This window comes from Serratia sp. OS31 (assembly GCF_014164835.1).
GTDB lineage: Bacteria > Pseudomonadota > Gammaproteobacteria > Enterobacterales > Enterobacteriaceae > Serratia > Serratia liquefaciens_A.
The window spans coordinates 166411-189132 of the sequence record NZ_JACJFQ010000007.1 but is presented as its reverse complement, the minus strand read 5'-3'; the positions used below and the strand labels follow the sequence as shown (position 1 = coordinate 189132).

Sequence of the window (22722 nt, the reverse complement as noted above, 5' to 3'; positions counted from 1 at the left end):
AGATGCACTTAAGAATTTCTTTAATGAAAACAATAGCGATAAGCCAAATTTTCAGTGTGACTATATTACTTAACCTAAATACGGCTTGAATTCAGTGAGATTACGGCAATTTTGCCTTAAGCCAAATTGGTTTTGATTCTGCGCCAAGTGAACGCAACATAGCTTTAATCTATCAATTAAATGATAAGTTATCACTATTTGCATTGATATTTCCGATTAATCTCAGAGGGATTGATCGATAAAATATATTGATATACGATGAGATGCTCGCCATTCAGCCTGTGGCATTGAAATGAAAATACAATTCGAAGCTGACTTTATTAGTAGCTATGTTTTTCAACCTGTTTACTCAATGGAGGGCAGGCTGTTAGCGGTGGAAATTTTGAACCGCTTTAATAGTCTGGACGGTGATTTGGCTATGCCGGCTGACATTGGGATTAATTTACTGACCGCTGAGCAAAAGATTGAGTTATTTAATGAGCAATTGAAACTGGCAGAACAGAATGCACCCTGGTTTGTCGAAAACGACGTTTTGTTGACGCTTAATATTGAAGAAACCCTGGTCGATTTGATTCTCGCTGACGGTCAACTCTGTGATCGTATCAGGCAATGGTCATTTATTGCTTTTGAAATCAGTGAGGGTTTTCCGAATCTGTCGGCCGGCAAGAACAATCCAAAGATCCTCCGGCTAAGCGAATTGTTTTCGCTGTGGTTGGATGATTTCGGCTCCGGTCAGGCGACCCTGACCGCCTTGTATGATGGGTTGTTCGACTACGTGAAGATCGACAAGCGTTTTTACTGGCAGTTGTTTACCCATCAGGGATATGACGTGGTCATTGACTCGCTATTAAAAAATATCAATCTGTTGTGCAAAGGGGTGATTGTCGGAGGAATAGAGAAAAGGGAATATTTTAATAAGCTCAGACACGCCGGGGTTTTTGGCCTGCAAGGTTTTTTATGGCCCAGCGTTGGTGTGGATAATCTGACGGCGTTACGGGTAACACCCGATGAGTTCAATAACAATAATTGAGAGTACTACACACAACGGAGCCAATAATGGACTGGATGATGTCAGTTGTGATTCCGGCGCTGTTATTCATTATGATTTTCTCGCCGATCGGGTATTTTTCCGTTCAGCGTAAAAAGGCATTCAAACCGTTTCGGCATAAACGCTGATCCCCGCATCTGCCCAGGTATCAGGCAGATGCGTTCTCCCTGCATTTCCTCTGTGTTAATCACCCCGCCCAAGCTCTACACTAGATGCAACGGAGGGCCTATGCCGCAGTTTGAAAACGCTTACCAACATCAGTTAGCCGGTTTTTATACCGAATTGAATCCCACGCCGCTGAAAGGCGCTCGTTTGCTGTATCACAGCGAACCGCTGGCACGCGAACTGGGGCTGGACGAAAGCTGGTTTACCCAGGACAAAACCCCGATTTGGGCGGGTGAAACGCTGCTGCCGGGCATGCGACCGCTGGCGCAGGTCTACAGTGGCCACCAGTTCGGCGTCTGGGCTGGGCAACTGGGCGATGGCAGGGGGATTTTGCTGGGTGAACAACGCCTGGCAGATGGTCGCAGTATGGACTGGCACCTGAAAGGGGCGGGATTGACGCCTTATTCACGCATGGGCGACGGCCGCGCGGTACTACGTTCGGCGATCCGTGAGTTCCTCGCCTCCGAGGCACTGCACCATCTGGGCATTCCAACCACCCGTGCGTTGACCATTGTGACCAGTGAAGAGCCGGTTTACCGTGAACAACCTGAGCGTGGCGCTATGTTGCTACGCGTGGCGGAAAGCCACGTGCGTTTCGGCCACTTCGAGCACTTTTATTACCGTAAGCAGCCGGAACAGGTGCAACAACTGGCCGATTTTGTCATTGCCCGTCACTGGCCGCAGTTGCAAGATCAGGCGGAGGGCTACTTACTGTGGTTTACCGACGTGGTCGAACGCACTGCGCGGCTCATCGCCCATTGGCAGACCGTCGGTTTCGCTCACGGCGTAATGAACACCGATAACATGTCGATTCTTGGTCTTACCATCGACTATGGCCCCTATGGCTTCCTCGACGACTACAAGCCCGACTATATTTGCAACCACTCCGATCATCAGGGGCGTTATGCCTTCGATAATCAACCGGCGGTGGCGCTGTGGAATCTCCATCGGCTGGCACAGACCCTGTCCGGGCTGATGAGTACCGAACAGCTGCAGCAGGCGCTGGCGGCCTATGAACCAGCCCTGATGCGGGCTTACGGGGAACGGATGCGTGCCAAGCTTGGTTTCTTCACCTCGTCGCAGCAGGATAACGATCTGCTTACCGGTCTGCTGAGCCTGATGGCGCAAGAGGGCCGGGACTACAGCCGAACCTTCCGTTTGTTAAGCCAAACCGAACAGCAACAGGCACAGTCGCCGCTGCGTGATGAATTTATCGATCGCGCTGCGTTCGACAGTTGGTACCAACAATACCGCCAGCGCTTGCAGCAAGAACAGGTGAGCGACGCGGAGCGTCAACAGGCGATGAAGGCGGTGAACCCGAAGCTGATCCTGCGCAACTATCTGGCGCAGCAGGCGATTGAAAGTGCCGAACGGGATGATGTCAGCAAACTGGCGCGCTTGCATCAGGCCTTGTTGACGCCGTTTGCTGACGCGCCGGAGTATGACGATCTCGCCGCATTGCCGCCGGATTGGGGCAAGCATCTGGAGATATCCTGTTCGAGCTAAATGCAATGAAATGAAAGGATGACGGGCGCGGAGAGTACCGCGCCCGGTATAGCCACTACTGGCGCAAATACACCTGCGGTAACGCCACTTCCGGATGATGCACTACTCCCAAATCAGCCTGATACCAGCGGGTGAGGATTTCTGCCTGCAACACCTGCTGCGGCGTACCCGAGGCGACCAATTGCCCCTGATGCAGCAATAAAATGCGGTCGGCATACAGCGCGGCCAGGTTGAGGTCATGCAGCACGCAACAGACCGCAATCGGCTGTTGGCGCGTAAGCGTGCGCAGCAACCTCAGCGTATGTTGCTGGTGGTAGAGATCCAGTGCCGAAGTCGGTTCGTCAAGGAACAGCCAGGACGGTGTGGGCTGTGGTTGCCAAAGTTGCGCCAGCACGCGGGCCAGCTGTACCCGCTGCTGCTCGCCGCCGGAAAGTTGGCGATAATCACGTTGGGCCAGCTCAAGGCAGTCGGTTTGCGCCATCACCTGTTGCACCGCTTGACGTGCATCGCGTTTGCCGTGCGGCGCGCGTCCCATGCTGACCACTTCCTCAACGGTAAAGGGAAAGGCCAAATCACTGTGCTGGCGCATCACCGCGCGTACCTTCGCCAACTGCTGCGGTTGCCACTGTTCGAGCGGTTGGCCCAGCAACTGGCATTCGCCACAGCCCGGCGCCAGATAACCGGTTAACAGCCGCAGCAGCGTAGACTTGCCTGCGCCGTTTGGCCCGATGATCGCCACCATCTCGCCGCTGGCGATGCTGAGCGAAACGTCGTTGATCAGCCGGCGTGAACCCAGGCTGTAACGTAATTGCTGCGCCGTCAGGCTTGATGAGTTATCCACCCACACGCTCCCGCTGGCGCATGACCAGCCATAAGAAGTAAGGCCCGCCGATCAGACTGGTCATCAACCCGACCGGCATTTCTGCCGGCGCCACCAGGGTGCGGGCCAGCGTGTCGCTGACCAACAGCAGGCAGGCGCCGCCCAACGCGGAGCAGGGCAGCAGCCAGCGGTGATCGCCGCCGAGGCGCATACGCACCAGGTGCGGTACCACCAGACCGATAAAGCCAATCACGCCGCTCATCGCCACCGAGGCGCCAATCAGCAAGGCGCTAAGCAACAGCAGTTGCAGCTTGGCGCGCTGGACGTTGACCCCGAGGTAATGTGCTTCTTCATCCCCCAGTTGCAACAGGTTCAGACGACGCGCCTGTAGCAGGGTCAGCAAGGTGGCCGGCAGGATCAGGGAGGCGCAAACCACCAGCGTCGGCCACTGCGACTGGCTAAGGCTGCCCATCATCCACAGGGAAAACTGACGTAGCTGTTGGTCGTTGCTGAGATAAGACAGCACGCCAATCGCCGCCATGCACAGGGCGTTGATAGCAATCCCCGCCAGCAGCAGGCGCGACAGGCTGCCGTGACCGCTACGGCTGATACCGTAGATCAACAGCGACACCAGCATGCTGCCGAGGAACGCCGCCAGCATATGGCCGTACAGGGCAATCACCGGGGGCAACGCCAGTGGCATCACGATAATCAGCGCGACAAACAGCGCGCCGCCGCTGCTGATGCCCAGCAGGCTGGGATCGGCCAACGGATTGCGAAACAACCCTTGCATCACGGCGCCAGATACCGCCAATGCACAACCGATCACCACCGCCAGCAGTACGCGCGGCAGGCGGATGTTTAGCCAGATATGCCAGGCGGTATCGCTGAACGGCTGTTGCCACAGGGTGCGGAACGACAGGGTCAGCGCACCCATATTGGCGGCCCCCAGCGCCAGCAGCGCCAGTAACACCAGCAGGCTGGCAATCGCCAGGCGTGGGGAAGTGCGACTGCGCATTACTTTTGCTCCGCCGCGTGGCGCAGTTTGGCCAACGCCGCCGGCGTTTCCAGCCCAAAGCCCAGCAGAGCCATATCGTCAACCACCAGCACGCGGTGGTTTTTCCCCGCTGGCGTGAGCGCGACGCCCGGCAAGTTCCACAATTGTTGTTGGCCACCGAGCGTTTTTATGCCGTCTGTGGTGACCAACAGCAGGTCGGGCGCGCTGGCGATCACGCCTTCCTGCGACAGCGGACGATAGCGACTGAATCCCTGCATCGCATTTTTCAAGCCTGCGGCCGTGATGACCGCGTCGGCAGCAGTGTGCTGCCCAGCGGCCATCGGCGTAATGCCCCCGTGGCTCATGACGAACAGGACCTTGACCGGCAGAGCATCGGTTTTTACCGCCGCCAGCTGTTGCTGATACCGTTCGCTCAGCTTTTTGCCTTGCTCGGTGCGCTGCAACGCATTGGCGATCACCTCGATTTTCTCCGGCACGCTTTGCAACGTGGTATCGCCCGGAATACGCACGACCTTAACGCCGCTTTCTTCCAGCTGTTTGAGCACCAGCGCCGGTTCGGCTAGTTCTGTCGTCAGCACCAGAGAGGGTTTCAATGCCAGAATACCTTCGGCATTGAGCTGACGCATGTAGCCGACATCCGGCAGCTTTTTGACGGCTTCCGGCTGCAGACTGGTGCTGTCTCGCGCAATCACTTCATCGCCCGCGCCGAGTGCGAAGGCAATTTCGGTGACGTCACCGCCTATCGAGACAATCCGTTCCGCCGCCGCAGCGGTGAAGGGTAACGCCAGCGCAATGCACAACGCCAGGCGACGGGGCAATGAGGGTTTCATGCGGCAATGTCCTTGGGTTCAAGCGCGGCAACCTGCTCACGCCACTGGGTTTGTTCCGGTTGGCCTTCGGTACGCTGGCCGTAAAGCTGGGCGATTTGCGTGCCGTCCGCGGCAAACAGCTCCAGGCTGGTGACAAAGCCGTCTTTGGTCGGCTTGCGGGTGATCCAGCTTTCGGCAATGGCGTCTTCGATCAGGTGCAGGGTGAAACGACGGTTAAACACGTTAATCCAGCCTTCCTGCGGCATCAGACGCTCGATCTGACCGGTGAAGATCTGCACGCAACCACGGTTGCCGACAAAAATCATGATTTCGTTTTGCAGGCCCAACGCTGCGTTGAGCAACTGGGACAGGGCACTGTTATCCACCCGGTAGGCCAAATCGTTGCCGACGGCCTTGAAGGCCTGCTGACGCGTCAGCTTATTGCGGCTTAACAACTGGAAGAACTGGTGAACGTCGGTCATTTCACGCCATTCGCGGTCGATCTTTTCGTTGTCCGGCGCGGCGTTACTGACGGTGGCGTCCGGGGCTTTCAGTTCCAACGCCGGATTTTCTGCACTCAGGTGGCGTTCCACCAGTGCCATCCAGGCCGCCAGGTCGGTTTCGTCGGTGGTGTACACCTTATGCAACGCGTCACCCTGATGATCGAAGAACTGAATGCTGTGACGTACACCGCGCTTGTTGGTTTCGCTCATCGCGAAGGCGCTGGCCCACTGGTTGAGGAACAGCCGCAAATCCAACTCGCGTGGGTTGAGGATCAGCCCCGCGTGGCCGTTCAGGTGTTGGTTGAGGTAGCGTCCCATCTGTTCGTGCACCGCGTAGCTGTTACGGGTGATGGATTTGGTGACGCCAACCTGCTCCAGCTCGGTCAGCAGGGTACGGGCATCGGCCTGCAGGCGACGGGTATCCTGACCAACGCGAGCATGGGTCAGTTCCGCTTCGCTGACGCCCAGCAGCTCGGCCAGATCGCGCGCATATTTGCCTGGGTTATCAATTTTGGCCTGCTGGTAGCGTTCATAGAGGGTATTGCTCATAGATAGTTCTCCTGTGTGAGGTTCAATCGGCGGGCATTCGGGTTGCCCGCCGGACTTAAAACGTTACCACTGGTAGCTGACCAGCAGTTTGGCGTTGCGGCCATCCTGCGGAATGCCCTGCGGCGAGTAGTATTCTTTGTCGAAGGCGTTGCCCAGCACCACGGTGGTGGTGACGCCCTGCAGACGATCGCGGCCTTTATAGCTCAGGTAGAAATCGTTGACGCCGTAGCCGCCTTGCTCCGGCGTGCCGGTGGCCACGTGAGTGGATCGTTCGGCAAAGGTCGCAACCCAGCCGGTAGACAGGCCGGTTTCACCCAACGGAACGTCTAATGAACTGGTGACGGTATCCGGGTTGATGTCGCTCAGCCACTCTCCGCTGTTGCCGTTCAGTTCCCCGCTGCGCGACTTATCCTTGCCGCGCGTGCGGTTGTAAGCCAGATCCCAATTAAACCACTGCGTTTGGTAGCTCAGGGACGTATCCCAGCCCCAAATTTTAGCGCGTGAGATATTTTGCGAGGTCGTCTGGGTACGGGTGACATACAGGCTGATGTAGTCCTTGGCGTCGGTATCGAAGTAACTGGCTTTAAACTGCAGGTTATCGCCGGCCATCAACAGATCGTCAAAACGCAGACCGAAACCGTACTCGGCGGTGCTGGTGGTTTCCGGTCTCAGATTAGGGTTTGGCACCCAATAGTTGCCGGGGAAGTGGCGCGAATCATTGTACATTTCGCCCATGGTAGGGGCGCGGAAGGCCTGTGAATAGGAGCCGAACAGCATCAGCCAGTCGGTTGGCGAATAAGTCAGTGCGCCACGGGATGACCACTTGTCGGCATCGACGTCGTCGTGGCCCTGGCTGCTGCCCTTATAGTTATCGTAGCGGGTGCCGGCCAGCAGGGTGACAGGAATATCACGCAGCGTGATTTCGTCCTGCATCCAGCCGGAAGCGAAGTTGATTTTCGCCTGTGGGAAGCTGGTGGTAGCGCCGCCAGGATGTTGTTTTTGCTGGTAGCTTTCCGAGCCGTAGGTCAGCAGGTGCGAAGCAAAGCTGTCGGCAAACAGGCGGGTACGGTTCTCCAGCTTGGCCCCGTTGGTGGTTTGTTTGCGGAATTCATCCGTTGACGCCGCGTTGTGGGCGTTGATTTTGACCTCGGAGGTGTACACCTTGACGTCGGCGTCCAGCCACGCCTGATCCAGCGGTTTTACTTTATAGCTCAATGCCGCATCGCGCTGAATGGTAGAGCGGTTGGTCATCGGATTGCTGCTGGAGTAGTCCGGATCCTGCGGGTTTTTGGGTTCGCGGGCGCTGTTATTGTAATAGCGCAAATCGCCGCTCAACGATTGGGCATCGTCAATCTTCCAGGTGCCTTTGGCCAGCACATTGCTGATGGTCTCGTCGTTGGGCGCGTCAAAACCGTTGCCCTGGCGCAAATCGCCAACGTCGCGGGTGCCGAATGACAGCAGGCCGTCGAGGTTGTCGGCCTTGCCGTAGGCGCTGGCACCCATACCCAGGCTGTGATCGCCGCTGCCGGCGGTGCCGTAAACCCGGAACCCGGTGTCATGGCCTGGCAGCAGCAGATCGGCGGCATCCACGGTTTCATAAGCAATGACGCCGCCCAGTGCGCCGCTGCCGTACAGCAGGGCCGAAGGGCCGCGTACCACTTCAATGCGTTTTACCAGTGCCGGATCCAGGAAGGTACCGCCGATGTGGCCGGTATCGGTGCCCTGACGGATACCGTCTACCAGCGTCAGTACGCCGTTTTTACCGTAGCCGCGCATGGAGACGTCCTGACCGTTGCTGCGGCCGGTGCCATTAACGGTAATACCCGGCACGCGGCGCAGCATGTCGGCGGCGCTGGTGGCGGTCTGGCTTTCAGGGCTATTGCCTTCGATCACGGTGACCATCATTGGCGCTTCAAAGCTGCTGCGTGCGTTACCGGTGGCAGCGACAGTCAGGGTTTCGTCGCTGGCTTTGTCCGTTTTAGCCGACACATCGCTGGAAGAAGAAGCCGTGTGGTTGGTTTGTGCAAAAGTCACCGTCGGCAGAGCGCAGGCAATCGCCAGACTCAATGCGGATAAACGCAGCCGGGTGTAAGGGATCAGAGGCATGTCGCAACTCTCCGTATGTTTTTAACATATCAATAGATTTGCTGGCTGCCTGGATCAACATCGATCGGGGTGGCTGGCGTTGAGGGATGGGTGTTATTTGGTCAGGATCAATTTCCCGGCTTTGGTCTGCCGCAGCTGATAACGCTGGCCCTGATGGATGATGATCGCCACGCCGTCTGCATCAAGTAGCTGCGCGCTGTCGTAGCAAGGAGGCGAGGTCAGGCCACTCGCCGCGGGGCTAGCGGCTTTGGCGGGGACATTGTGATTGTGATTATCCATCGTCATGTGTTTATAAAACAGACCGTTAAATAGTAATTAATATCAAAGTGAGAATCATTATCATGTGAACGAAAGGTTACATCAAGGAAAATTTTCTTACCGATGGAACCTTTTTGCAGGAAGGGGAGGTGACAGGGGCTGAAGGGGCTCAGCCCGTCTAAAACAAGGTTATTTCAGCAGGGTTTCGATACGGTCAAACAGGCGCTCGGGTTTGGTGATCGGCGCGAAGCGTTTCACCCTCTGGCCGTCGGCGGTCAACAGGAATTTGGTGAAGTTCCATTTGATTCGCTGGCTGCCCAGTACGCCCGGAGCGAGGCGTTTCAATTCGTTGAACAGCGGATGTGCACCCGGGCCATTGACGTCAACCTTACTGAACAGCGGGAAACTGACGCCGTAGTTCAGGGTGCAGAAGTTGGCGATCTCCAGGGGATTGCCGGGCTCTTGTGAACCGAACTGATTGCAGGGAAAGCCCAGCACCATCAGCCCTCGTTCGCGGTAATACTGCCACAGGTTTTCCAGCCCGCGGTACTGCGGCGTAAAACCGCATTTGCTGGCGGTGTTAACCACCAGATAGGCTCGGGCGGGGAAGTCCCCCAGCGTTTTGTGTTCCCCTTGCAGGGTGACGCAGGGGATGGATAACAGTGAGTGGATCATATCGAGGTTCCAAATCCTTTTCAGGGGAATGCGAGCATTGCTAACAGTATAGATGAGCGGGTGACAGGAGAAAAAGCCGGGACGGGCGCCCCGGCTTTGGCATCAGAAGCGGGTATCTACCGCATCCGCCAGCATGGCCAGCAGCTGTTCGCTGTCGGCCCAGCTCAGGCAAGGATCGGTAATTGACTGACCGTAGGTGAGCGGCTGACCGGCCACAATTTTCTGGGTGCCTTCCACCAGGAAGCTTTCCGCCATCACGCCGGTTACGGCAGCGGAACCGGCACGGATTTGCTGGCAAACATTTTCTGCCACTTCCAACTGGCGGCGATGCAGTTTCTGGCAGTTGCCGTGGCTGAAGTCGATCACCAGGTGTTCCGGCAGGTCGAATTCACGCAGGCTGTCGCAGGCGGCAACGATATCGGTAGCATGATAGTTCGGCGTTTTGCCACCGCGCATGATGATATGACCGTAAGGATTGCCGCTGGTTTGATAGATAGTCATCTGGCCGTGTTTGTCCGGGGACAGGAACATATGCCCGGCGCGCGCCGCACGGATAGCGTCAATGGCGATGCGGGTATTGCCGTCGGTACCGTTTTTGAAACCCACCGGGCAGGAGAGCGCCGAAGCCATCTCACGGTGGATCTGGCTTTCGGTGGTCCGTGCGCCAATCGCGCCCCAACTGATCAGGTCGGCGATGTATTGACCGACCACCATATCGAGGAATTCGGTAGCGGTAGGCAGGCCAAGCTGGTTCACTTCCAGCAGCAGCCGACGCGCCATTTCGATGCCACGATTTACCTGGAAGCTGCCATCCAGCGCCGGATCGGAGATCAGGCCTTTCCAGCCCACCACGGTACGCGGTTTTTCAAAATAGGTGCGCATCACGATTTCCAGGCGATCCTGGTAACGAATGCGTAGCGCGTTCAGGCGGCCAGCATAGTCTACGGCGGCGTCTAGATCGTGTATCGAGCATGGGCCGATAACCACCAGCAGGCGGCGATCTTCACCGGTCAGGATTTTTTCAATGCGTTGCCGGGAGGCCGTCACGTTATCTGCGATTTCCGCCGAGATCGGCAACTTCTCCGCCAGTTCTTGCGGCGTGACAAGGCTGTCGATGCGCGCGGTCCGCAGTTCATCTGTTTTGTGCATGATTTTCTCTAAAGACTTTTCTTCGCTGCGGCAGGAGTGCCGGGAAGTGATGGCGATCACAATAACGTAAAAACCGATGAATTCAACCGGAGAAACTGTGTTCTGTTGATCAGAATCGCTAAAAAAAGCACAAAAAACGTCGCCAGCGGAGAAATAATCAACACGCGGCAGGGTACCGGCCCACCGCGTGAAAGCTAGAACATCCGGCGGCTCATGCCCAGAATGTCCAGAATTTTGGTCGAGATCTCTTCTACCGAATAATTGGTGGTATTGAGATAACGGATCTGGTTCTTACGGAACAGCGCTTCCACCTCGGCAAGCTCCATCCGACACTGGCGAATAGAAGCATAACGGCTGTTTTCGCGCCGTTCTTCACGGATGGCGGCCAAACGCTCCGGGTCGATCGTCAGGCCGAAAAGTTTGTGCTGAAACGGCTTCAGCGCGGCGGGAAGGTGTAAATTGTCCATATCATCGGCGGTAAAAGGGTAGTTGGCGGCGCGGATGCCGAATTGCATTGCCAGGTACAGGCTGGTGGGGGTTTTGCCACAGCGTGAAACCCCAAGCAAAATCACCTGAGCCTGGTCGAGATTGCGTAGCGAAATGCCGTCATCGTGGGCTAACGTGTAATCAATAGCCGCGATACGGGCGTCGTATTTACCGAGGTTGCTGGCCGTCAGGCCGTGTGTACGATTCGGGACCGGGGTGGGCTCCACCTCCAGTTCGCCCTGCAGCGGACCGACCAGTGCCTGGACAATATCCTGACAGAACCCTTCGCTCTGGGTGATGACTTTGCGTACTTCCGGCGAAATGATCGAGTAAAACACCAGTGGCCGCACGCCGGTCTCTTGATAGATATCGTTAATCTGCTGACAGACTCCCCTTGCTCGCGCCTCGGTTTCGACAAAGGGCAACGTAAAGGTTGTGGCCTTCACCGGAAATTGTGACAGCACGGCGTGGCCCAAAACCTCGGCGGTGATCGCCGTGCCATCCGAAATATAAAAAACGCTTCTTTCCACCCGAGGCTCCTTACCTGAAACGGTGATGCAGTTATCGCGCCTGCTTGCTCTTATCATGGGCTTGAGATGATCGAGCGGTAAAGGGGCGGGCAAAAAAAATGTGATAGTGAGGGCAGAGTCGTCGATTAATTTTGACGATAAGGGAATAAGCTTTCGTCGAAGCGTTATTGATTGAAACGCTATTTTAAATTTTATGAAAAATGGAGGTTTCTTTTTCTTGAGGAATTGTTCGCCAGGGCGATGTTATTTTCACCAAAGTCATGATGAAAAACAGGGTTTTTAAAACTCAAGTTTAAAAATTATTTAATTTGTTGAGTTTTAAGCTATTAGTGCGACAGGGAACGATTCCATCCTCATTTTTCATTTCAGGAAGTTTTCCTAAAATCCATTTTCTTCGCCGGGTTGATCGATTCACCTTTCCATTTCCTATGGATCATTGTGCTAGTCTGATTCGGCACCGTTTTAGCGGCGCTGAGAAAGCAAGCGAATTAAATCCGTCTATACCCTACTGATAGCAATAAGGATTGTCTCGATGTCCAACAATGGCCCAGACTTGCGTAATGTGCTTTGGTACAACCAGCTCGGCATGCACGACGTTGACCGTGTCGGCGGCAAAAATGCCTCCCTCGGTGAAATGATCACCAATCTTTCCGATTTGGGCGTCGCCGTGCCAAACGGTTTTGCCACCACCGCGCAGGCGTTTAACGATTTCCTCGAGCAAAGCGGTGTTAACCAGCGCATCTATCAGTTACTGGATCAAACTGACGTTGACGACATTGCCCAACTGACCAAGGCCGGCGCGCAAATCCGTCAATGGGTTATCGACACGCCGTTCCACGCAGAATTTGAACGCGAAATAAACCTGGCTTACCAGCAGCTGGCCGAGGGTGAGCCGGAAGCCTCTTTTGCCGTACGCTCCTCCGCTACCGCAGAAGACATGCCGGACGCCTCCTTTGCCGGCCAGCAGGAAACCTTCCTCAACGTGCAGGGCATCGACGCCGTGATGGTGGCGATCAAGCACGTGTATGCCTCACTGTTTAACGACCGAGCCATCTCTTACCGCGTGCATCAGGGGTACGATCACCGCGGCGTGGCCTTGTCGGCCGGCGTGCAGCGGATGGTGCGCTCTGACCTGGCGTCTTCCGGCGTGATGTTCACCATCGATACTGAATCCGGTTTTGATCAGGTGGTGTTTATCACCTCCGCCTTCGGCCTGGGTGAAATGGTGGTGCAGGGCGCGGTAAACCCTGACGAGTTCTACGTGCATAAACCGACGCTGCTGAAAGGCAAGCCGGCTATCGTGCGTCGTAATCTCGGTTCGAAGAAAATCCGTATGGTCTACGCACCTTCGCAGGATCACGGCAAACAGGTACAAATTGAAGACGTGCCAGAGCAGCAACGCAATCGTTTCTCTCTGACCGACGAAGAAGTACAGGGCCTGGCGCATCAAGCACTGCTGATCGAAAAACACTACGGCCGCCCGATGGATATCGAGTGGGCCAAAGACGGTCATACCGGCAAACTGCTGATTGTGCAGGCCCGTCCGGAAACCGTGCGTTCCAACGAACAGACGATGGAGCGTTACCAGCTTAACGGCAACAGCCCGGTGCTGGTGGAAGGACGCGCAATCGGCCACCGCATTGGTGCAGGTCCGGTAAAAGTCATCCACAACATCAGCGAAATGGATCTTATTGAGCCAGGCGACGTGCTGGTGACGGACATGACCGACCCGGACTGGGAACCGATCATGAAAAAAGCGGCGGCGATCGTCACCAACCGCGGCGGCCGTACCTGCCACGCGGCGATCATCGCGCGCGAGCTCGGCATTCCTGCCGTGGTGGGCTGTGGTAACGCCACCGACCTGCTGAAAGCCGGCCAGAAGGTGACCGTTTCCTGCGCAGAGGGCGATACCGGCTTTGTGTACAGCGATATGCTCGACTTTAGCGTGCAGAGTTCCGAAGTGACCGAGCTGCCTGAACTGCCATTGAAAATCATGATGAACGTCGGCAACCCCGACCGTGCTTTTGATTTCGCGCGCTTGCCAAACGAAGGCGTGGGCCTGGCCCGGCTGGAATTTATCATCAACCGCATGATTGGCGTGCACCCGAGGGCGTTGCTGGAGTTCGACCAGCAGACTCCGGAGCTGCAGCAGGAGATCAAGGCGCTGATGCAGGGCTATGACCATCCGGTCGAGTTCTATGTGGGCCGCCTGACGGAAGGGATCGCCACGCTGGGCGCGGCATTCTGGCCGAAGCGGGTGATTGTGCGCCTGTCTGACTTCAAGTCCAACGAATATGCCAATCTGGTGGGCGGTGAGAAATACGAGCCGCATGAAGAGAACCCGATGCTGGGCTTCCGTGGCGCCGGCCGTTATGTGGCCGACAGCTTCCGCGATTGTTTCGCGATGGAATGCGACGCGGTAAAACGCGTGCGTAATGAAATGGGCCTGACCAACGTCGAAATCATGGTGCCTTTCGTTCGCACCGTAGCGCAGGCGGAAGCGGTAGTCGCCGAATTGGCGCGCCAGGGGCTCAAACGCGGTGAAAACGGCCTGAAAGTGATCATGATGTGCGAAATCCCGTCCAATGCCCTGTTGGCCGATCAGTTCCTGGAGCACTTCGACGGCTTCTCCATCGGCTCCAACGACATGACTCAGCTGACGCTGGGCCTGGATCGCGATTCTGGCGTGGTGTCTGAACTGTTTGACGAGCGCAACGAGGCGGTCAAGGCACTGCTGTCGATGGCGATTCAGGCGGCCAAGCGTCATGGCAAATACGTCGGGATTTGCGGGCAGGGGCCTTCCGATCATGAGGACTTCGCCGAGTGGTTGATGGAGCAGGGCATTGACAGCCTGTCGCTCAACCCGGACACCGTGGTGCAAACCTGGGTTAATCTGTCGAAGAAAAAGTAATTCTTCGGCATAAGATTCCGCATTAACTCTAAAGCCGTAGCTCAGGTTACGGCTTTATTATTTCTGAATGTAAATTGAAAAGGCGACAGGAATAACATTAGCCAAAAAAAGAATAAAAAAAAGCCCATCATAGGAGACGGGCAAAGACTACACACAGCAATTCACATGTATGGCATTACATTGTTTGGAAATCTTGCTTTAAATCAGGTATTTGAAGCAATAGATGGCAATAATACTAGATATTTAAACCCCATTAGTCATTAAGAATCATCCTAATCAATATCTCGCATCCCATTTATTGTTAATCCGAATGAGTTTTATCATCGGGCTAAAAAGATGCATTTATTCGGTATGTTTAATTAATATCCAGCTGCCCGGTGACTTTATTTCAGCAGGATCGGGCCCAGTACAGAAGAATGGATTAAGAGGGGATTCTGCCCGGTATTCCGGGCAGAAACAGGGGTTAGTGCTGTTCCAGGTCTTTGGCGACCTCTTTCAGATCGGCCGTCGGTTCCGGCGCTTCGTCCATCCAGGCGGTGAGCAAACGATAAGACACTGCCAGCACCACCGGGCCGATAAACAGGCCAATCATGCCGAAAGCCAACAGGCCGCCAATAACGCCGGACAGGATCAGCAACATCGGCAGATCGGCGCCCATACGGATCAATACCGGCCTTAGCACGTTATCCAGCGTAGCCACTACGCAGCTCCAGACCAGCAGCACGGTACCCCAGGTGGTGTCACCGCTCCAGTACAGCCAGATAATGGCCGGCACCAGCACCAGCAGCGGCCCCAGTTGTGCGACGCAGCAGATAAAGATCAGCACCGTCAGCAGGGTGGCGGCAGGAATGCCGGTCACCGCCAGGCCAATGCCGCCCAATACCGATTGCACCAACGCCGTTACCACGACGCCCAGTGCCACCGCGCGGATCGCCTGACCGCCCAGCACCACTGCGGCATCACCGCGTTCGGCGCCAAGGCGGGTCGCAAAGTGACGAATGCCCAGGGCAACCTGCTCTCCACGAGCATAGAGCAATACGCTAAACAACAGCATCAGCGTGCAATGCAGCAGCAGACGGCCAATATGTGCCGCCTGCGCGACAAACCAGGTGGCGGTTTGGCCGAAGTAGGGTTGTACTTTCGCCACCAGGGCGGTGCCGCCGGCGCTCACCAACGTATGGTAACTGTTATAAATTTTATCGCCGATCATCGGGATTGATTGCAGCCAGGCCAGATCGGGAATATGCAGCTTGCCGGGGGTGCTGGCCCAGGCAACCACGGGGGCGCTGTTGTCTACCACGCTGCTGACCAACAGAGAAATTGGCAGGATGAACAGCAGGATCAACAGCAACGTCATGACCAGCACGGCCAGCGAGCGCCGACCCCAGAGTATTTTTTGTAGCTTGATCAGCAGCGGCCAGGTGGCGATGACCACCATGCCGGCCCAGGCAAAGCCGAGAATAAAGGGTTGAATGACCCAAAAACAGGCGACGATCATAATGGCGATAAACAGCACGCCAAAAATAATCCGTGGCAAATCGTATCGGGACTGCGGGAGTGTCATGAATGGGTTCTCATCCTGGTAAGTTAATTCCTTTGTTTAGCTTAAGCATGGTGCATTTTCGTCACTTTTCATAATGCGACGCACCTTTTATCGCGCGTCGCCTGACGACCTAATAATGTGCATGCCTTCACTAAACGAGTATGTTAGTTTTTATGCCTAATAAAAAGTAGGGTGGGTCTGAATAAAGGCCTGATTCAGCGTGCATAAGCGCATAAAAAATAGACAGACAGGGTCAAAAAGCGAATGATCCCACAGATTTCTCAGGCACCCGGACTCGTTCAACGGGTGCTCGACTTTTTGGAAGCCTTAAAGCAAAACGGATTCAATGGCGATATCGCCACCAGCTACGCCGACCGGCTGACGATGGCGACCGACAACAGTATCTATCAGTTGTTGCCCGACGCGGTAGTGTTTCCCCGCTCCACCGCAGACGTGGCGCTGATTGCGCGCCTGGCGGCAGAAGAACGTTTCAGCGCGCTGACCTTCAGCCCTCGTGGCGGTGGGACCGGCACCAACGGGCAGTCGCTTAACAGCGGCATCGTGGTGGACATGTCGCGCCACATGAACCGTATTCTGGACATCAACGTCGAGCAGGGGTGGGTCAAGGTGGAGGCTGGGGTGATCAAAGACCAGCTTAACCAGTACCTGCGGCCCTTCGGTTATTTCTTCTCGCCGGAGCTTTCCACCAGTAACCGCGCCACGCTTGGCGGCATGATCAATACCGACGCCTCAGGCCAGGGGTCGCTGGTGTATGGCAAAACCTCCGATCACGTACTGGGCCTGCGGGCGGTTTTGCTGGGCGGCGACATGATCGACACCCGCGCCATGCCGACGCCGCTGGCGGAAACGATTGCCTGCGAGGAAACCCTCGAGGGGCATATTTACCGGACGGTACTCAACAGTTGCCGTGACCAACGCGCCCTGATCCTGGAAAAATTCCCCAAGCTAAACCGCTTCCTGACCGGCTACGATCTGCGGCACGTGTTTAGCGACGATCTGCAAACCTTCGATTTGACGCGTATTCTGACCGGCGCCGAAGGGACGCTGGCCTTTATTACCGAAGCGCGGTTGGACATTACGCCGCTGCCGAAGGTTCGTCGCCTGGTGAACGTCAAATACGACTCCTTTGATTCCGCGCTGCGCAATGCGCCCTTTATGGTGGAAGCCAAGGCGCTGTCGGTAGAAACCATCGATTCCAAGGTGTTGAACCTGGCGCGTGAGGACATCGTCTGGCATTCGGTGAGCGAACTGATCACCAACGTGCCGGATAAAGAGATGCTGGGCCTGAACATCGTCGAATTTGCCGGTGACGACAAGGCCCTGATCGATCAGCAGATGGAAAGCCTGTGTCTGCGGTTGGACGAACTGATCTCCGGAAAGCAGGGCGGCGTGATTGGCTATCAGATCTGTGGCGATCTGGTGGGCATCGAGCGCATTTATAACATGCGCAAAAAGGCGGTCGGATTATTGGGTAACGCCAAGGGGCGGGCCAAACCGATCCCCTTTGCCGAAGACACCTGCGTGCCGCCTCAGCATCTGGCCGATTACATCGTCGAATTCCGTCAGTTGCTGGACAGCCACAACCTCAGCTACGGCATGTTCGGTCACGTCGATGCCGGCGTGCTGCATGTACGCCCCGCGCTCGACATGTGCGATCCCCAGCAGGAAGTGCTGATGAAGCAGCTCTCCGATCGGGTGGTGGCACTGACCGCCAAATACGGCGGCTTGCTGTGGGGCGAACATGGCAAAGGCTTCCGCGCCGAATACAGCCCGGAGTTTTTCGGCGAGCAGCTGTATCTGGAACTGCGTCGCATCAAAGCCGCATTCGATCCGAACAACCGCCTCAACCCCGGCAAAATTTGTTCGCCGCTGGGCGTCGATGCGCCAATGATGAAAGTGGACGCCGTCAAGCGCGGTACCCTCGATCGCCGCATTCCTGTCGAAGTACGTACTTCGTTCCGGGGGGCGATGGAGTGTAACGGCAACGGCCTGTGCTTCAATTTTGACGTGCGTAGTCCGATGTGCCCGTCGATGAAAATCACCGGCAACCGTATTCATTCGCCAAAAGGCCGGGCCGCGCTGGTGCGTGAATGGCTGCGTCTGTTGTCCGAGCAGGGTGTCGATCCCGTGGCGTTGGAAAAACAGCTGCCGCAGCAGCGGCTCAGTTTCCGAGCGCTGATCGAGAAAACCCGTAACAGCTGGTACGCCGGCAAAGGCGAATATGATTTCTCGCACGAGGTGAAAGAGGCGATGTCCGGCTGTCTGGCCTGCAAAGCCTGTTCCACCCAATGCCCGATCAAGATTGACGTGCCGGGCTTCCGTTCGCGTTTCCTGCAGCTTTACCACACCCGTTATCTGCGGCCGGCGCGTGACTATATGGTCGCCGGGGTAGAAAGCTATACGCCGCTGATGGCGAAAGCGCCCAAGGTGTTCAACTTCTTCTTCCGTCAGCCCTGGGTGCGTGAGCTCAGCCGCAATACTGTCGGCATGGTTGATTTACCGATGCTCTCCAGCCCGACGCTGCGTCAGCAACTTTCCGGCCATGGCGCCATGACCATGACGCTGGAGCAGCTTGAAGCGCTAAATGCTGAACAACGCGAGCAGCACGTTTTGATCGTGCAGGATCCCTTCACCAGCTATTACGATGCCAAAGTGGTGGCAGACTTTGTGCGGCTGGTGGAAAAGCTCGGCTATCGGCCGGTGCTGCTGCCGTTCTCACCGAATGGCAAGGCGCAGCACATTAAAGGTTTCCTGGCGCGTTTTGCCCGTACCGCGCGCAAAACCGCCGATTTCCTCAATCGGGTGGCAAAACTCGGTATGCCGCTGGTGGGGGTCGATCCGGCGCTGGTGCTGTGTTATCGCGATGAATATAACGAGATCCTGGGGGAAACCCGCGGGGATTTCCAGGTGCAGCTGGTGCACGAATGGTTGCAGCAACTGCTGGCCGAGCGTGCTGAACAGCCTGCCACCGGTGAGGCCTGGTATCTGTTTGGTCACTGTACTGAAACCACCGCCTTGCCGGCCAGCGGCCAGCATTGGACGTCGATCTTTGCTCGTTTCGGCGCCAGGCTGGAAAATGTCAGCGTGGGCTGCTGTGGTATGGCGGGCACTTACGGGCACGAAGTGAAGAACCTGCAGAATTCGCTCGGCATTTATGAGCTATCATGGCACCAGGCATTGCAGCGTCTGCCTCGGCAACGTTGTCTGGCGACCGGTTATTCCTGTCGCAGCCAGGTCAAACGCATTGAGGGTAACGGTGTACGGCACCCATTACAGGCACTTCTGGAGATGATTGAGTGAAACTGTGGAAACGAGAAACGACGCTGGAACAATTAAACCAGGCCGGCGAAGGATGTATGGTCAGCCATGTGGGGATCCACTTTACCCGAATGGAAGAGGATTACCTTGAGGCGACCATGCCGGTAGATCAGCGTACGCGGCAGCCGTTTGGCCTGTTGCACGGTGGCGCCTCGGTGGTGCTGGCGGAGTCGATGGGATCGATGGCCGGTTATCTGTGCAGCGAAGGCGATCAGAAAGTGGTAGGGCTGGAAATCAATGCCAACCACCTGCGGGCGGTGTTTGAAGGGCAGGTGCGCGGGGTTTGTCGTGCGCTGCACGTTGGCCGTCGGCACCAGGTCTGGCAGATCGAGATTTTCGATTCACGCGATCGCCTTTGCTGCACTTCGCGTTTAACCACCGCAGTGATCGATTAAGTTTCCTTCCCCGCAGGCATTCCGACCTGCGGGTTTCTTGTCAGTCGGCGGGGTTACAGCTGAAATGGCACCCGCTTGACGAAGTCCTTCTGGAAGGCGTTGGCCTTCTCCCAGGTTCCTTCCATCGCGTATTTCTGGCAGATCAGGGTCAGAGTATGGCGGGCAAAATGGTAGCTCTGAACCCGAAACAGCTGGCAGCGCTGCGGGTTGTTAATCTCCACGATCAGCCGGTTATGCAGTTTGCTCAACGCGTGCAGATAGCTTTCATCATCGCCGTTTTCCAGGCACAGATTGGCCATGTTGAGGCTGACGTTGTTGTAGCGCTTCAGGTGGTTGATATTGCATTCCGGCCGCCTGAGCGACGCCTCCGCCATATAGAAATCTACCGTGGCGTCACGCACGCTGAACTTATAGTCATCAATTTTGCCCAGCAGCCACGCATTCATCGAGATATTCATTTGCCCGCGCTCAATTTGTAATTGAATGATAATCATTATCATATTTACTGGCGCGTTTACGATCAATCATTCTGTTGAAATTTTTATCGCGACAGGGGGATGCATTGAGCGGGCGGCGACCCAATATGGTCAGTAACGACTAAACTTTAGTCATAGAGCCTGCGAATTGTCTGCCTGCACTGAAGCGCGAAACGGGGAGAAAAGTCCCTAATTGTCGATAAACGCATTTTTAAGACAGACAAAATTCAGAAATAGGTATTTTCTATGAATGTTTAAAGCGAAATAAAAATCCGGATCTGTAAAGCGTTCGAGCCAATAGGCAAGCGCGAAGGTAGTACAGGATGTGCTGTAAATTCATAGGGATAAATTGATCCCCTTGCCGACCTGCAGCGATTGTCTCGCTGACTGTCCCGCGCGCTTGCCGCATACCGAAACGTAAATCCGGGTTTTTGGCGGATACCCCCGCAAAACAAACGGTTGAAGTGATAATTGTTATCACTAACATAGTAGCAACCCAGATTGGCTGTGGAAAAACACGAGTGTGAGGTAGGCCATATGCAAACGGAAAATGTCGGCACCTTTTCTCTGGACGAAAATGTCTGGCAAGGCATTTTGCTCAGTGATAATGCCGTACAACAAATTACTAAATTAATGCAGCAGGATCCGCAGGTGAAGGGGCTGCAGCTCGGGGTGAAGCAGTCAGGCTGCGCCGGGTTTGCCTATGTGCTGGATCTCACCCGTGAACCCGCTGACGACGACCTGCTGTTTGAGCGCGATGGCGCCAAACTGTATGTGCCGTTAAAAGCCATGCCGTTTATCGATGGCACCACGGTGGATTTTGTCCGTGAAGGGCTGAATCAGATATTCAAATTTAATAACCCTAAAGCTCAGCATGCCTGCGGGTGCGGCGAGAGTTTTGGCGTTTGAGCGATGCAATCAACATGACACGAAGCAATGTAGAAATGCCTAATGAAGTGCAGGCTTGGGTCAGCGAAGGTCGCTATAAAGAAGGCTTTTTTACCCAACTGGCCACCGACGAGTTAGCGAAAGGCATCAACGAAGACGTGGTGCGCGCCATCTCGGCCAAGCGTAACGAACCTGAGTGGATGCTGGAGTTCCGCCTGGAGGCTTATCGCGCCTGGCTGCAAATGGAAGAGCCGCACTGGTTGAAAGCCAACTACGACCGGCTGAATTACCAGGACTACAGCTATTATTCGGCGCCCTCCTGCGGCAGCTGTGATGATGCCTGCGGTTCGCAGCCCGGCGCAGAACAGCAACCCGGGGCGATCACGGACAACAATTACCTGACCAGCGAGGTTGAACTGGCGTTTAACCAGCTCGGCGTGCCGGTGCGTGAAGGCAGTGAAGTGGCGGTGGACGCGATCTTTGACTCCGTCTCGGTCTCCACCACCTATCGCGAGAAGTTGGCCGAGAGCGGAGTGATTTTCTGTTCGTTCGGTGAAGCGATCCACGAATACCCGGATCTGGTGCGCAAATACCTTGGCCGCGTCGTGCCCTCAAACGACAACTTTTTCGCCGCGCTGAACGCCGCGGTCGCCTCCGACGGGACCTTTGTCTATGTGCCGAAGGGCGTGCGCTGCCCCATGGAGCTGTCGACCTATTTCCGTATTAACGCCGCCAAAACCGGTCAGTTCGAACGCACCATCCTGATCGCCGACGAAGGCAGCTATGTCAGCTACATCGAAGGCTGCTCGGCCCCGGTTCGCGACAGCTATCAGCTGCATGCGGCGGTGGTAGAAGTGATCCTGCACAAAGACGCCGAAGTGAAATACTCGACCGTACAGAACTGGTTCTCCGGCGGTGACAGCAAGGGCGGGATCCTGAACTTTGTGACCAAGCGCGCACTGTGCGAAGGCGCCGGGTCGAAAATGTCCTGGACCCAGTCGGAAACCGGCTCGGCCATCACCTGGAAATACCCGAGCGTGATCCTGCAGGGCGACAACTCTATCGGTGAGTTCTTCTCTGTGGCGCTGACCAGCGGCCATCAGCAGGCCGACACCGGTACCAAGATGATCCACATCGGCAAGAACACCCGTTCGACCATTATCGCCAAGGGTATTTCTGCCGGGCACAGCGAGAACACCTATCGCGGCCTGGTGAAGATCCTGCCGGGGGCGGAAAACGCGCGTAACTTTACCCAGTGCGACTCGATGCTGATCGGACCGGACAGTGGCGCCCATACGTTCCCCTATGTTGAGGCTCGCAACAACAGCGCGCAGCTGGAGCATGAAGCCACTACCTCAAAAATTGGCGATGACCAACTGTTCTACTGCCTGCAACGCGGCATCAGTGAAGACAATGCCATTTCGATGATCGTCAACGGATTCTGTAAGGACGTGTTCTCTGAGCTGCCGCTGGAGTTCGCCGTCGAGGCGCAGAAGTTATTGGCCATCAGCCTGGAACACAGCGTGGGCTAACCGCCGGATTTACAGC

General features: G+C 55.9%; 18 protein-coding genes and 1 other RNA gene. 7 read left to right on the top strand and 12 right to left on the bottom strand.

The features are described 5' to 3' along the window. The first annotated feature begins 292 nt into the window (after window positions 1-292). Together H5P17_RS09020 and H5P17_RS09015 are read left to right on the top strand one after the other, a co-directional pair. Window positions 293-1030, top strand: coding sequence for an EAL domain-containing protein (locus H5P17_RS09020; RefSeq protein ID WP_182822448.1), 738 nt, complete (start codon window positions 293-295; stop codon window positions 1028-1030). Between the two features lie 246 nt (window positions 1031-1276). Continuing rightward, entirely contained in the window at window positions 1277-2719 is a 1443-nt protein-coding gene (locus H5P17_RS09015) for a protein adenylyltransferase SelO (protein ID WP_182822446.1), read from the top strand. Window positions 2720-2774: 55 nt separating this feature from the next. Here the strand turns inward: H5P17_RS09015 and H5P17_RS09010 are convergent, their stop codons facing one another. The 9 genes from H5P17_RS09010 to H5P17_RS08970 form a co-directional block, all read right to left on the bottom strand. Further along, window positions 2775-3560, bottom strand: coding sequence for a heme ABC transporter ATP-binding protein (locus H5P17_RS09010; protein ID WP_182822444.1), 786 nt, complete (start codon window positions 3558-3560; stop codon window positions 2775-2777). Further along, on the bottom strand, window positions 3553-4557 hold the full coding sequence (locus H5P17_RS09005; protein ID WP_044550503.1) for an iron ABC transporter permease: 1005 nt from the start codon (window positions 4555-4557) through the stop codon (window positions 3553-3555). The genes H5P17_RS09010 and H5P17_RS09005 overlap by 8 nt, the downstream gene beginning before the upstream one ends. Then, on the bottom strand, window positions 4557-5387 hold the full coding sequence (locus H5P17_RS09000; protein ID WP_182822442.1) for a hemin ABC transporter substrate-binding protein: 831 nt from the start codon (window positions 5385-5387) through the stop codon (window positions 4557-4559). Before H5P17_RS09000 ends, H5P17_RS09005 begins: the two co-directional genes overlap by 1 nt. Continuing rightward, window positions 5384-6418: a hemin-degrading factor gene (locus H5P17_RS08995; RefSeq protein ID WP_044550508.1), complete on the bottom strand. Its 1035-nt coding sequence runs from the start codon at window positions 6416-6418 to the stop codon at window positions 5384-5386. The genes H5P17_RS09000 and H5P17_RS08995 overlap by 4 nt, the downstream gene beginning before the upstream one ends. A gap of 63 nt (window positions 6419-6481) precedes the next feature. After that, the gene (locus H5P17_RS08990; protein ID WP_182822441.1) at window positions 6482-8524 is read right to left on the bottom strand and encodes a TonB-dependent hemoglobin/transferrin/lactoferrin family receptor; all 2043 of its coding nucleotides are present in this window, start codon (window positions 8522-8524) and stop codon (window positions 6482-6484) included. A 93-nt stretch (window positions 8525-8617) separates the two neighbouring features. Further along, window positions 8618-8803, bottom strand: coding sequence for a hemin uptake protein HemP (gene hemP / locus H5P17_RS08985; RefSeq protein ID WP_044550514.1), 186 nt, complete (start codon window positions 8801-8803; stop codon window positions 8618-8620). 168 nt (window positions 8804-8971) lie between these two features. Next, the gene (locus H5P17_RS08980) at window positions 8972-9457 is read right to left on the bottom strand and encodes a glutathione peroxidase (protein WP_182822437.1); all 486 of its coding nucleotides are present in this window, start codon (window positions 9455-9457) and stop codon (window positions 8972-8974) included. A 102-nt stretch (window positions 9458-9559) separates the two neighbouring features. Next, on the bottom strand, window positions 9560-10606 hold the full coding sequence (locus tag H5P17_RS08975) for a 3-deoxy-7-phosphoheptulonate synthase (RefSeq protein ID WP_044550519.1): 1047 nt from the start codon (window positions 10604-10606) through the stop codon (window positions 9560-9562). Between the two features lie 194 nt (window positions 10607-10800). Then, window positions 10801-11622 (bottom strand): pyruvate, water dikinase regulatory protein, encoded by an 822-nt coding sequence (locus H5P17_RS08970; protein WP_044550522.1) that lies wholly within the window; start codon window positions 11620-11622, stop codon window positions 10801-10803. Window positions 11623-12154: 532 nt separating this feature from the next. Here H5P17_RS08970 and ppsA point away from each other — a divergent pair. After that, window positions 12155-14533, top strand: coding sequence for a phosphoenolpyruvate synthase (ppsA, locus tag H5P17_RS08965; protein ID WP_182822435.1), 2379 nt, complete (start codon window positions 12155-12157; stop codon window positions 14531-14533). Between the two features lie 112 nt (window positions 14534-14645). Here ppsA and rprA read toward each other — a convergent pair. Beyond that, window positions 14646-14756, bottom strand: an RNA gene (rprA, locus tag H5P17_RS08960) — antisense sRNA RprA. Between the two features lie 240 nt (window positions 14757-14996). After that, a complete protein-coding gene (ydiK, locus tag H5P17_RS08955) occupies window positions 14997-16097 on the bottom strand; it encodes an AI-2E family transporter YdiK (RefSeq protein WP_044550527.1) in 1101 nt (366 codons plus the stop codon). Between the two features lie 243 nt (window positions 16098-16340). Here ydiK and H5P17_RS08950 point away from each other — a divergent pair, with 243 nt between their 5' ends. Further along, window positions 16341-19397: an FAD-binding and (Fe-S)-binding domain-containing protein gene (locus H5P17_RS08950; protein WP_182822433.1), complete on the top strand. Its 3057-nt coding sequence runs from the start codon at window positions 16341-16343 to the stop codon at window positions 19395-19397. Further along, entirely contained in the window at window positions 19394-19810 is a 417-nt protein-coding gene (gene menI / locus H5P17_RS08945) for a 1,4-dihydroxy-2-naphthoyl-CoA hydrolase (RefSeq protein WP_081835844.1), read from the top strand. Before H5P17_RS08950 ends, menI begins: the two co-directional genes overlap by 4 nt. A gap of 53 nt (window positions 19811-19863) precedes the next feature. Here the strand turns inward: menI and H5P17_RS08940 are convergent, their stop codons facing one another. After that, a complete protein-coding gene (locus tag H5P17_RS08940; protein ID WP_004943694.1) occupies window positions 19864-20268 on the bottom strand; it encodes a hypothetical protein in 405 nt (134 codons plus the stop codon). A gap of 555 nt (window positions 20269-20823) precedes the next feature. Between H5P17_RS08940 and sufA the strand changes: the two genes are divergently transcribed. After that, window positions 20824-21195 carry a Fe-S cluster assembly scaffold SufA gene (gene sufA, locus H5P17_RS08935; protein ID WP_020826654.1) on the top strand — a complete coding sequence of 124 codons (372 nt, stop codon included), beginning with the start codon at window positions 20824-20826 and terminating at the stop codon, window positions 21193-21195. A 14-nt stretch (window positions 21196-21209) separates the two neighbouring features. After that, a complete protein-coding gene (gene sufB / locus H5P17_RS08930; protein ID WP_182822432.1) occupies window positions 21210-22706 on the top strand; it encodes a Fe-S cluster assembly protein SufB in 1497 nt (498 codons plus the stop codon). Window positions 22707-22722 lie beyond the last annotated feature (16 nt).